The following is an 11972-nucleotide window of genomic DNA, read 5'->3' as shown; positions in this document are numbered from 1 at the left end:
AATAACTTGTACGCTGCGGTCAAATTAAACAAATTCAGTTTCTGATCGTACCCATTATTATTAAGGTTGGTTAAACCCTTTTCGTACCTTAAATCGAGGGATAACTTACTAATATCAACCCCGGCTCCAAATTGCCATGCATAATTTTGGTTTTTAAAGTTGAGATGAACAATGCTGCCCAAGGCCCCATTAATGGTTTGATCATCGCCAATAATGAATGATGCCATTGGCCCGGTATAAACGCGGCCACCAATGCCAAAGGTGCCTATTTTAAAACCTACCAAGGCAGGTACATCAATGCTTTTAAGCGTGACGCTGTTGGTAGTTCCATTGCTGTTAAAGCTGGTGGTTTTGCTGGCATAATAAGCCTCGGGTTGAAAGTTGAAGCCCAACGCGCCTACACGCAACCATATCCCGCCAAGGTAACCGGCCCGGTTATCACTGCTGAAAGTACTACTGGTTGAAAAGCTTGAAAGGTTAACCCCGCCCTTAACACCAAACTGGAACGACGGCAGTATTTGCGCCCAGGCGCCCATACTTATTAATACTGCTAATGCGGATAAAAAGATCTTTTTCATAGGTTAGGTGTAGATTTATGCAGTAAAGATAATGATTATCAAGTACTATAAAATATGAAGGCTAAAATACCTGCATTGTTAACCTTGGTTGTGTTGTAGTTCTGGTAATTAAACAATCAAATAAATCCGAAATCGAACATTCCACATCCGAAATCTCCACTACCTTTGCCCCAATGCTCAATATAATTTATCAGGACGACTATTTAGTTGCCATTAACAAGCCCCACGGGTTACTGGTACACCGCTCATCCATAGCTAATGATGTTACCGAATTTGCCCTCCAGATACTACGTGATCAACTGAACCGCCACGTGCATCCGGCTCACCGCTTAGATCGTAAAACTGGTGGCGTGCTGCTCTTCGCCCTGGATAAGCAAACCGAAAAACTGATGCAAACTCAGTTTATGGATAACCAGGTCAGTAAAAAATACCTGGCCATAGTACGCGGCCACACGCCTGATGAGGAGGATATTGATTACCCCCTACGAAAAGAGAATGGTACTTTACAGGATGCTTTCACCCATTACAAAACCCTGGCCCGTACCGAGTTAGACGTGCCCTTGGGTAACCACCCCACATCGCGCTATTCGCTGGTTGAAGCGCGTCCACAAACGGGCAGAATGCACCAGTTGCGTAAACACTTTAGCCACATATTTCACCCCATTATTGGCGATCGTACACACGGTTGCAACAAACAAAATAAACTTTTTAAAGAGCGCTGGGCAATGGAAACCATGCTGCTACATGCCAGCGAACTATCATTCAAACACCCCATCACAGGTGTGCAGGTTCAGATAAAAGCTTCTTTGCAGGAAGAATTTTTGCGGGTGCTTAATTTTATGGGTATGGATGTTGATTAGTTATAATTGATAGGGTTTGGTTTGTGCGAAGGTATCAGTTAAGCAAAGGATAAAACAAAAGGTGAAAAGTATTTTCATAATTATATTTCTAAAAAAGGGTAAGTTTCATAATGCTCTAATGGTTTTACCGGCATTAATTCGATAGGAACCAAAGAGGTTTATAGCGTGTTCGATGTTGAAAATATGCAACGTTTGTATATGTAATGGGGAACAAATAACGTGTGTTTTCAGGGGGCTTGATTCTTTCAGAAACCATGGCTTCATTTATAAAAATTTTTCATGAATTTCCCTTAAATGGTTTTTGGGGTTTCTTAAGACATCAAACGCTGTCATTCAAAAATGAATATGTCTCTTCATATCTATCCAGAGGTTTGTATGGCAACAATTCTTTCGGAATTAAAGGATGATCGATATTTATCTCAATATTTTTTAACCAAGCTAACTTAATATACCCCAATGCGGGATGACTAATAAATTCATTAATTAATTGATAATGTTTGTTGCGTGTTTTATGAGCTTTTAATATTTTGTTAATTGAATCTTGGATTTGGTTTTTATCTTTATTTAACATCCCTTCATAAAAATCACGATCAGCAATTAGAAGCTTGTGTCTCTTTATTGTTTTTTTATCCATGATATCTATTCCCCAAGCCACCTGATCCCAATTATCCAACATCATTTGTTGTAAGATGTAAAGGGGAGTGCTATGCCCATTTTCAATCATCCACTTGTATTGCGAATGGGACAGTTTTGCATAACGTTTCATTAGTGGGATACAATCACTTAACAAAGCGTAAGACAAATGATTAATTCCTGCATCTAAGATTCGACTGTCGAAATTATTTATCATATATTCATCGATACGCGCACACAAATAAAAATGCTGTTTAGCTTTGCAAATATCGTTTTCAATAAACAGATCGTACAAGCCTAATATTTGATTAGTGCCGTGTAATAATGGAATAAATATTTGTTTGTTTGATGGCTCTTGTATTTTTTTATAAACTAGTTCTTCATCGTTCAACCTGTTTTGATAGGCTTGTAACAAGTTTTCTTTTTTATTTGGCATTCTTTTTTTGAGGATTAATCTACATTAAATAATTTAATATTTCTGAAGATTTAAAACAACAATTTCACCTGTGCTTTTATCAACGGCAGTAACTGTTTTATTTATAAGCTGTCGATGTGTATTAAGATAATTTCCTAAATCTATTATATTTTGAGCTTGTCCGGATGGGTTTCTCATGTTATTAATAACTTGATTTATCCAAGCCTCACTCATTTGTGCTTGCAAACCTGTTGCTGCATTTGCCGCATTAAGCTTGATATTACCTTTTGTGCCTACTGATTTGGCTTCATTTATAATGATATCTGTTGGGTTACTCGGGCTTCCCTTAATATAAACACCATCAAAGCCGTTGTTACTACCATATTGTGATGTCTGTTTTACATAACCTTCACGTTGCAATATCGCATCTGATAATTGTTCTGTTTTTTGACCTAGTGCGTCACCATGCAATACTATGTCATCAACCATGTTTTTTAAAGTAGCTTCGGTGGGTACTATTCGTAGTCCATATTGATCAACCAGGGTACGGCTAAGATTAGTTAATGTTTGATCGGCAGGTTTAATCAGCTTTAATGCTTTTACTGATGCGTAGTCGAACGCGCTAACCGCTACTTTAACCATCCGCATTTCGGCACCTGATGCTATAACATGGGATGCAATTTTCCCTGCGGCCGCAGCAACCGGAACACTTTTAGCTGATACCTTAATCCACTGCCCCGCAACCCGTACCCATGCGACAACAGGTATTGCACTAACTAAACTTAACGCGCAATTAATTTTATCCCCTTCCAGAAAATATATCCCTCCATTTACAAGTGCTGCGGCCTCGCCTACTACAGGAACAAGACTTCCTACATCCAATATAAAATGCACAGTGCCTCCGCTCACATACCACATGGCAGTAGCATAAACGCGGGCAAGCGACCAATCAGGGTGTTGAATTTTAATTATTTCCCCTTCTTTTAAAACCGCTGGTAAAAGCATAGCTGTAGAGGAAACAATGAATGAAGGAAAGCTAAACAAAGATGCTTCCTCTTGAGATTCAATTTGATCTATTACTTCAGGATATTGTTCAAAGTAAGCTTTTAATTGACTATAAGTAACGGTAGCGCCACTTTCAGGATCAGTTATGATGTCTGAGTTTTGGGGCTCTGCAATTAATGCGATAGAGGTAGTTGGTACTACCGGATAAGGGACATAGCCAGTTGGGCAACCTCCCGATCCACCATCCGGACCAGGATCCGGGCTAAATGGCGAATGACCTGGTGATGGATATGTTGTTGATGATGTTGCGTTACAAGGATCATCTGGGTCAACCCATGACGATCCACCACCACCATCGTTGGTGCCATAAATACCTGCTCCGCCTTGATTGCCAAAGTCCGACCAGTAATCACCCCAACTGCCGCCATCTCCACCATCGCCACTCCCACCTGATTCTGATGGAATGCAGGTATACCATATAATTTCTTGACCATCAATCATATCGGTAGAGTCGTAAACAAAATCGCCACCACTAAGCCAACATATAAAGGCCCCCCAAAAATAAGATACCGTATAGGATGTAGTTTTTATACCGCTGGAATTTTTAGCGGGTAACACATGACTTAAGTTTTTAGTACTGGTCAAATTACCACCAATGTAAGTGAGTTCTCTGATCACATTATCCTGAAAGCTATAAGATACAACTTTGCCTGTAAATTTTCTACTGCCAGGTTTTTCATCCTTCCACTTGTAAATAAATATTTTAACAACCCCATCTACTTTAGTAAAATAAAAAGCGGAGTTAGTAGCCATAGGTATCCGTACAACATGTTGCCCATTGATCACAGCTTGTTGAGCTAAATCCAACAACTGTTGAGCCGGCTTTAAGTCGGGATAATTTAAAAACCAATTATTAATGTCGTCAAGTTGAATTTTAGCGTTATCCGATAATTGTGCTAAAGTGGTGGGTAATGCAATAAATGAATTGCCGCTGTTGCCAGTAAATTCATTATCTTTTCGGCACGAATTACTACTGGTTATAAGTAATAATAGAATTAAAAATAAATAGAATCCTTTTAGTGGTTTGTTTTTCATCGGCTTATTGTGATATCAGCTTGGTTTTATAAGTCCGAAAATAAGTATTATATTTAATAGACGCTATTTTTAATAATAATAAATAATAATTTTTTGATAAAAAAAAGCCCGGTATTAACCGGGCTAAAATATCAGCGAAATCAAACCAAAATCGGTGTAATCCCAAAATCTATTTAAATATCTGTATCATCCTAAAGTTCTTGTTCGCCTTAAAGCGGTAACGCTCCAATTCATCAATCGTAGTCTCGATGATCTGCTTATTGTCAACCAAAACCTTCGATGGTTTGAACGGTAAACCGATGATCTTCATTTCATAGTTCTCATAGCGTGGCGTATATAACCCTTCTACAGATTGTGTAATGGTCATGCTGTTTTTATCACCCGTGGTGCTAAATTTTTTCTCCAAATAAATATCCTGCTCATAGGCAAAGGTTTCGCCATAATCTTCAAAAAAGAAAGAGTTAACCTCGTAAGTAGCATAATAAACCTGGAACAGCAGTTCTTCGATCTGGGTTTCGCCAACATACTGCATCACCGGCGATTCCGGTATTACCGAGCCCGCCTTCACAAATATCGGCATCGAATCTAACGGAGTTTCAACAATCAGTTCGGCACCCCCTTTAATTTTTTCGTGCGTCCAGTAATGGTACCAATTACCTTTAGGCAGGTAAACGGTGCGGGTTTTAACACCCGGTTCCATCACCGGGCAAACCAATATCTTATCACCAAAAGTAAATTCATCCTGGCGGTATTCATTCACCTCAATATCCTGCTCATGCATTACCAGCGGCCTCAGTATCGGGAAACCATAACGGTTATGCTCCCAAAATGCCGAATAAAAATAAGGCATCAAACGGTAACGTAACTCAATAAATTTGCGGTTAATACTGGTGTAGGGCTCCCCATAGCTCCATGGCTCACGCTCACGGGTATCACCCGCGCTATGCGCCCGCATAAATGGCGAAAATACGCCTAACTGTATCCAGCGGGTAAACAGCTCGCCATCCGGCTCACCGCTAAAGCCACCTATATCTGTACCGCAAAACGGCACACCTGATATGGATAAACGCTGGCATTGAATGTTACCCAACTTTAAATGCTCCCACGATGCCACATTATCCCCCGTCCAAACACAGGCATAACGCTGCAAACCTGAGTAACCCGCACGGGTAATGGTAAACGGACGCTTATTTTTCATCAGTTTGCGCAAACCCTCATAAGTAGCGCGCACCATCTGCATCCCATAAACATTATGCGCCTTGCGGTGGCTTCCCCGGTGCCCGTCATATTGGTGCCGCACATCATCCGGGAAAGTACCTGCGCCAAACACTGCAGGCTCGTTCATGTCGTTCCAAACCCCGGCAACGCCTAACTGCACCAACTCGTCAAACAAACCACCCCACCAGGTACGAACCTCCGGATTTGTAAAATCCGGAAACTGGCAACGGCCCGGCCAAACATGGCCCTCCATAAAATAATCATCGCTTCGGCGGCAAAAATATTTCTTCTCTTTACCTTCTTTAAATACGCCGTAATTATCATCCACGCGTATCCCCGGGTCAATAATCACTACGGTTTTAAAGCCCTGGTCCGTTAGCTCGCGTATCATCTTTTTCGGGTCAGGGAAGTATTTCCTGTTCCACGTAAAGCAACGGTAACCATCCATGTAGTCAATATCAAGGTACAGCGCGTCGCAAGGTATCTTGTTATCTCTAAAACCTTTGGCTATAGCTTTCACTTTACTTTCGGGATAATAGCTCCAGCGGCATTGGTGGTACCCAAGCGCCCAAAGCGGGGGCATGGGGTGCGTACCCGTTAAACTATGGTAACGCTTCACCACATCCATCATATGCGGCCCGTGAATGTAATAGTATTGCAACTCGCCGCCATCGGCCCAAAAGCTGGTTTTGGTAGCGTCTTCGGCACCAAAATCGAAATGCGATTTAAAGGTATTATCAAAGAATATCCCATGAGCAATACCAGCCCTCAAACTGATATAGAAAGGAATACTCCGATACAAAGGATCCTGATCCTTTGCAAACGAATAAGCATCAGTATTCCAGTTCTGCAAGCGTTTACCTTTTAGGTTAAGCTCTGTAGCCTTATCGCCTAAGCCAAAAAAGCTTTCATGGTGCGCGTCGCATTCCTTGGTACTAAAAACGTAATACCCACCAAAGGCCACGTTCTCTTCCCAATGCATTGGCTTGGCATCCGAACTGGTAATATGCCCTTCGTTATCCGAAAAGGAAATTAAAAAGTCGGCTTTATTAACATGGCAGTTTACGGTATTGGTTGATACGATGTATTCGGTAGGGGTTTCTTTTAGCGAGAATACCGAAACCTTTTGCTCCAAACCCGTAACCGCGTACGAAAACTCTTCTAAAAAAACACTGTGCGGGGCAAGCCTAACGCGAATGATATCGTCGCTAACAATAATTACTTCTACGCTGGCATCACCATCGGTAAAGTAGAATTTATTCCCCTCCTGTTGCACACTTTTCACAGTACCGAGATATTTTTTCACGATCGGTTTAAGCGCGGCAACAGGATTGTTTAAATGCTGAACTACCCCTTCTTCCAATAAATCTTCTTCTGGTGCGTCAGGATCTTGTATTTGGTCCATGGAATGTAAATGTTTGGCTCTAATAAGTATAAATTAATTAAGGTACTGGGTACAATTATATACCAGCAACCTGAAATTAACTAATATAATTCAATAAATGCGCCACCTTAACCCATTTTGTGGAAAACATGTTGTGTAAACACTTAAAACAGGAATGAATTATAAAGAAAACGTTGTTTAGTTATAACTGATGGGTGTATGTTGAATGTTATGAAGGTGACTGAGAGTCTTACAGAGTAAATAAATACTCCTTAATTTCTCCAACACCCTTTTTAACAAAAAATTTGTAAGTTTGAATAACTTAAAACACCCCTATGTCTGAGTTAGAGTTATCCGATCAAAATTTTGATCTTTCGATGTTAATGGAAATTGCCGACGGCGCCGATGAGTTTCTCGTTGAAACGATAGAGCTGTTTCTGAAACAAACTCCCGAATTAATGTACGCCATTGATGCCGCCATTCGCGAAAAACAATGGGTTACAGCGGCGCAATCTGCCCATAAATTGAAACCTAACCTGGGCTTTTTTGGTATGTTGGAAAGTCAAACTTTAATGCAACAGATCGAGGCCCTATGCAAGGCAGGTGAAGATAGTCCGGAAATCAAAACTTTATTTCTCCAGTTAGTAGGCAAAGTTCGCCCAACCTTAGCCAAGCTCGAGGTGATAATGAAGGCTAAACAGGCTAATCTTTAAGCCTGAACCAACTTAAAGGTATAGCTTTCCATAATCAGGTTAGCCAATAGGTTTTTGCAGGCCTGGTCAACCTTTTCGGTAGCGGCCGCTTCTGTAGCGGCTTCAATTTCAAGCGTGATATGCTTTCCTATACGTATATTCTGTATTTCGGCAAGGCCCAGGTTTTTCATACTTCCCGTTACGGCTTTACCTTGTGGGTCAAGTATTTCTTTTTTAGGCATTACATCAATTTCTGCTTGGAATTTCATCGGTATAATTGTTTTTAAAGGTAATGAAGCTATCATGAGCCGTTTTATAGATTTACGGTTAACTCATCACGGTTTCATTTGGCTATTCTGAATTGTATGATTGACATGGCGATATAAACAAATATGATCGCCGGAATTGCGGCAAATTTAAAAAATACAATGGCAATTACCGATACCGCGAGCAATAAATATCGGTAAATATTTTCTTGCATATCAGTGCTCTTAAATTTAAGCGACATTAACGGTATTTCGGCTACCAAAAGCGAACACATGATCAATGTAAAGCACGCTAAAAAGTAAGGATTCAAAATGTATTCCCTGTAAAAAATATTGTTACTCATTAGCATCAGCGGGAACGAGGCTATCAAAATAGCGTTGGCCGGAGTAGGTAAACCAATAAATATCTCGGCCTGGCGTTCATCACTATTAAACTTAGCCAAACGTAAAGCCGAAAATACAGGTATTAAAAAGGCAATGTAATTTAAATACGGACTAATATGCTCTATTTGTGGCGATTCTAAAAATAACTCATACAGTATAGCCGCTGGCAATAACCCAAAACTAACCATATCAGCCAGCGAGTCCAGATCTTTACCAATGCCCGAGAATGATTTTAACATCCGGGCCGCAAAGCCATCAAAAAAATCAAATAGTGCTGCTAAAAATATCGCGTAAGCCGCGAACAGGAGATTATGCTGAAAGGTAAAAACGATACCTAAACAGCCGCTGAACAAATTTGCACAGGTAATAGCATTTGGAAGATGTTTCTTCACTCTTTGCTGCACTTGCTGTGGATGTAATTGATTCATTTAAGTATAACGAAATTATTGTGCATTAGGTGTAATTACCTCTTGCGCAATAATTTCGTTACAAATCTATTAAGAATTCATGGATATCAGGAATTCTTCGTTAGTTTTTGTTCCACGCATTTGCGCCTGCAAAAACTCCATTGATTCCTGCGAATTCATATCCGCTAAGTGGTTACGTAAAATCCAGATGCGTTGCAGCGTGTCGCGGTCAAGCAATAAGTCGTCGCGGCGGGTGCTCGATGCGGTCAGGTCAATAGCAGGGAAGATACGTTTGTTAGATAATTTTCTATCCAACTGTAACTCCATGTTACCGGTACCTTTAAACTCTTCAAAAATAACCTCATCCATTTTCGATCCGGTTTCGGTTAATGCCGTAGCGATGATGGTTAACGAACCGCCATCCTCAATTTTACGGGCCGCACCGAAGAAACGTTTTGGTTTGTGCAACGCGTTAGCATCAACACCACCCGATAATATTTTACCAGATGCTGGGGCAACAGTATTGTAAGCACGAGCCAAACGGGTGATAGAATCCAAAAGGATAACCACATCGTGCCCACACTCAACCATACGTTTTGCCTTCTCTAAAACAATGTTGGCTATTTTAACGTGGCGCTCGGCAGGCTCATCAAATGTTGACGATACAACCTCGGCGCGTACGCTGCGGGCCATATCGGTAACCTCCTCAGGGCGCTCGTCAATCAGTAATATAATTAAGTAAACCTCAGGGTGGTTTTTAGCGATAGCGTTAGCCACATCCTTCAATAACATGGTTTTACCAGTTTTAGGTTGTGCTACGATCAAACCACGCTGCCCTTTACCTATAGGCGAGAACAGATCCATGATACGGGTTGAGTAATTACCCGATTCGGTAAACAGGTTCAACCTTTCTGACGGGAAAAGCGGCGTTAAGTGGTCAAACGGAACACGGTCGCGTACTTCGGCAGGTATACGGCCATTAATGGCTTCTACACGTACCAAAGGGAAATATTTTTCACCTTCTTTTGGAGGGCGTATGCTTCCGCGAACAGTATCGCCGGTTTTTAAACCAAATAATTTGATCTGCGATTGCGATACATAAATATCATCCGGAGATGTTAGATAGTTATAATCTGATGAGCGCAAAAAGCCATAACCATCGGGCATGATCTCTAAAACACCCTCATTAACAATAACATTGTCAAAATCAAGGTTGATGGCTGGATCCTGGCTTTTTTGAAGCTGACCATTGCCGTTGCCATTGTTATTACCGTTGTTGTTATTATTACGGCGTTCAAATTTTTGCGGGCGTGCACTTTCTGTTGCAGCAGGTTGCCCTTCCTGAACAGGGGCGCTTGCCGGGGTTATCGTTACCGGGATAGGGCCTTCGCCGCTATTGCCTTCAAAAGCTTTAGGCTGAGTGTCCTCTTCGGGTTGTTGGTCAAAAAGGTTTGTATCATTTACCTGTACCTCAACACGTGGCTCGTTTTTAGGCTTTAAGGTGCGCAGCCTTTTACGTGGCTGGCTTGCTTCGGCGCTTTCTTCTGCAGATGGTGTTTCAGCGGCTTCGGTTGGTGTATAGTTATTGGTAACGGTTTCTTGTTGGGCACGGGCAGCTTCTATTAATTGCTGTTGCTCAACTATTTTGGTAATCAGCTCTGCTTTTCTAAAGCTATCTGCTTCGGCTATGCCAAAACTTTTCGCCATACTGCGAAGTTCAGAAACGAGCTTATCGTTTAATTCAGTGTTGTTAGACATGTGATGAATAATATTTCAAAAGGATTTTTTTGGGTAGAAATTACCTTGCGCCAGTTTATTATGTAGTATCCGTGTTAAAAACAAAAAATATTTGGAAAATTAAACTGATTCTTTGGTGCAAGAAACTCAGGAAAACGTTACAATTTTAGACAATTTATTTTAAACTTCAAATTTATTTGAAAATATAATACTTTACGGTGACAGGTTTTGTGTAATTTTCATTCTTTTGTAGCAAATAACACAAAGTTCATGCCATCTCGCCAGCAGCTCATCGCCCAAATCAAACAAAAAAAATCATTTCTGTGTGTAGGTTTAGATACCGATATCGAAAAAATACCACAGCATCTGCTTGATCTGGAAGACCCAATATACGAATTTAACCGCCAAATTATTGATGCCACGCGCGATCTGTGCATATCCTACAAACCAAACTCCGCCTTTTACGAAAGCCGTGGCGTTAAAGGATTGCAAAGTTTGGCCAAAACATGGCAATACCTTCCTAAAGAAACCTTAAATATAATAGATGCCAAGCGTGGCGACTTGGGCAACACATCTGACATGTATGCCAAAGCCTTTTTTGATGAAGCATCATCAGGCGTAAGTTTTGATGCCATAACCGTTGCGCCATACATGGGTACCGATAGCGTAACCCCATATTTAAAGTACGAGGATAAATGGATCATCCTTTTGGGTTTAACCTCAAACTCCGGCAGTAAAGATTTTCAATACCTGGTTAGTAAAGGCGGCTACCTGTACGAAGAGGTAATAAAAAAAGCAACCACCTGGGCCGGTGCCGATAGAATAATGTTTGTAGTAGGAGCCACCAAAAGCACCGAGTTCACCAACATACGCAAATACGCCCCCGATAATTTCCTTTTAGTTCCCGGTGTAGGCGCTCAAGGCGGAAGCCTATCCGATGTTTGTCAATATGGTATGAACAAGGATTGTGGATTGATTGTGAATGCCTCACGCTCTATCATCTATGCCTCCAACGGAAAAGATTTTGCCGAAGCGGCACGAGCCGAAGCTTCAAAACTACAACAGGAAATGCAAGTAGAACTGGAGAAAGCTGGGGTTATTTAACAAGATTAAACACCATTGTCATTTCGACGAGGTACGAGGAGAAATCTTCTGCGCGCGATAAGTCTACAGCATCCCAGTCGCCCACAGAAGATTTCTCAGTCGTTCCTCCTTTCGAAATGATATAAATAATGGAGTTAATATTATATTAGTAACATGATCAACACATCTTCCATCTTACCTTTTACATCTTCCAT

The 11972-nt window shown here is 41.0% G+C and carries 10 protein-coding genes; 3 read left to right on the top strand and 7 right to left on the bottom strand.

All coding sequences use genetic code 11. From position 1 onward, the window contains the following. A partial coding sequence (locus tag ABIN91_RS01180) for a porin family protein (RefSeq protein WP_348047575.1) occupies positions 1-578 on the bottom strand: 578 nt, incomplete at its 3' end. A 173-nt stretch (positions 579-751) separates the two neighbouring features. Between ABIN91_RS01180 and ABIN91_RS01175 the strand changes: the two genes are divergently transcribed. Beyond that, entirely contained in the window at positions 752-1438 is a 687-nt protein-coding gene (locus ABIN91_RS01175; RefSeq protein WP_348047573.1) for a pseudouridine synthase, read from the top strand. Positions 1439-1757: 319 nt separating this feature from the next. Here the strand turns inward: ABIN91_RS01175 and ABIN91_RS01170 are convergent, their stop codons facing one another. From ABIN91_RS01170 to ABIN91_RS01160, 3 genes are all read right to left on the bottom strand, one after another. Next, positions 1758-2507, bottom strand: a complete 750-nt coding sequence (locus ABIN91_RS01170; protein WP_348047571.1) for an Imm49 family immunity protein — start codon at positions 2505-2507, stop codon at positions 1758-1760. A 33-nt stretch (positions 2508-2540) separates the two neighbouring features. Further along, positions 2541-4586, bottom strand: coding sequence for a hypothetical protein (locus tag ABIN91_RS01165; protein WP_348047569.1), 2046 nt, complete (start codon positions 4584-4586; stop codon positions 2541-2543). Between the two features lie 169 nt (positions 4587-4755). Then, the gene (locus ABIN91_RS01160) at positions 4756-7209 is read right to left on the bottom strand and encodes a glycoside hydrolase family 31 protein (RefSeq protein WP_348047567.1); all 2454 of its coding nucleotides are present in this window, start codon (positions 7207-7209) and stop codon (positions 4756-4758) included. 314 nt (positions 7210-7523) lie between these two features. Between ABIN91_RS01160 and ABIN91_RS01155 the strand changes: the two genes are divergently transcribed. Next, the gene (locus ABIN91_RS01155) at positions 7524-7901 is read left to right on the top strand and encodes an Hpt domain-containing protein (RefSeq protein ID WP_348047565.1); all 378 of its coding nucleotides are present in this window, start codon (positions 7524-7526) and stop codon (positions 7899-7901) included. Here the strand turns inward: ABIN91_RS01155 and purS are convergent. The 3 genes from purS to rho form a co-directional block, all read right to left on the bottom strand. Beyond that, on the bottom strand, positions 7898-8149 hold the full coding sequence (purS, locus tag ABIN91_RS01150; protein WP_348047563.1) for a phosphoribosylformylglycinamidine synthase subunit PurS: 252 nt from the start codon (positions 8147-8149) through the stop codon (positions 7898-7900). The genes ABIN91_RS01155 and purS overlap by 4 nt on opposite strands. A gap of 74 nt (positions 8150-8223) precedes the next feature. Then, the gene (gene pssA / locus ABIN91_RS01145) at positions 8224-8958 is read right to left on the bottom strand and encodes a CDP-diacylglycerol--serine O-phosphatidyltransferase (RefSeq protein ID WP_348047561.1); all 735 of its coding nucleotides are present in this window, start codon (positions 8956-8958) and stop codon (positions 8224-8226) included. Positions 8959-9027: 69 nt separating this feature from the next. Then, positions 9028-10695 (bottom strand): transcription termination factor Rho, encoded by a 1668-nt coding sequence (rho, locus tag ABIN91_RS01140; protein ID WP_348047559.1) that lies wholly within the window; start codon positions 10693-10695, stop codon positions 9028-9030. Between the two features lie 249 nt (positions 10696-10944). On the opposite strand from rho, the gene pyrF reads away from it, so the two are divergent. Then, positions 10945-11778, top strand: coding sequence for an orotidine-5'-phosphate decarboxylase (pyrF, locus tag ABIN91_RS01135; RefSeq protein WP_348047557.1), 834 nt, complete (start codon positions 10945-10947; stop codon positions 11776-11778). The last annotated feature ends 194 nt before the right edge of the window (positions 11779-11972 follow it).

Origin of the sequence: Mucilaginibacter sp., from assembly GCF_039921305.1 — a bacterium.
Classification (GTDB): domain Bacteria; phylum Bacteroidota; class Bacteroidia; order Sphingobacteriales; family Sphingobacteriaceae; genus Mucilaginibacter.
This window is presented reverse-complemented; position numbering and strand designations above follow the sequence as displayed.

Excerpts from the sequence above, each read along its gene's own strand:
- ABIN91_RS01175 (WP_348047573.1), top strand. The coding sequence starts at position 752 with ATGCTCAATATAATTTATCAGGACGACTATTTAGTTGCCATTAACAAG.
- ABIN91_RS01170 (WP_348047571.1), bottom strand. The coding sequence starts at position 2,507 with ATGCCAAATAAAAAAGAAAACTTGTTACAAGCCTATCAAAACAGGTTG.
- ABIN91_RS01165 (WP_348047569.1), bottom strand. The coding sequence starts at position 4,586 with ATGAAAAACAAACCACTAAAAGGATTCTATTTATTTTTAATTCTATTA.
- ABIN91_RS01160 (WP_348047567.1), bottom strand. The coding sequence starts at position 7,209 with ATGGACCAAATACAAGATCCTGACGCACCAGAAGAAGATTTATTGGAA.
- ABIN91_RS01155 (WP_348047565.1), top strand. The coding sequence starts at position 7,524 with ATGTCTGAGTTAGAGTTATCCGATCAAAATTTTGATCTTTCGATGTTA.
- purS (WP_348047563.1), bottom strand. The coding sequence starts at position 8,149 with ATGAAATTCCAAGCAGAAATTGATGTAATGCCTAAAAAAGAAATACTT.
- pssA (WP_348047561.1), bottom strand. The coding sequence starts at position 8,958 with ATGAATCAATTACATCCACAGCAAGTGCAGCAAAGAGTGAAGAAACAT.
- rho (WP_348047559.1), bottom strand. The coding sequence starts at position 10,695 with ATGTCTAACAACACTGAATTAAACGATAAGCTCGTTTCTGAACTTCGC.
- pyrF (WP_348047557.1), top strand. The coding sequence starts at position 10,945 with ATGCCATCTCGCCAGCAGCTCATCGCCCAAATCAAACAAAAAAAATCA.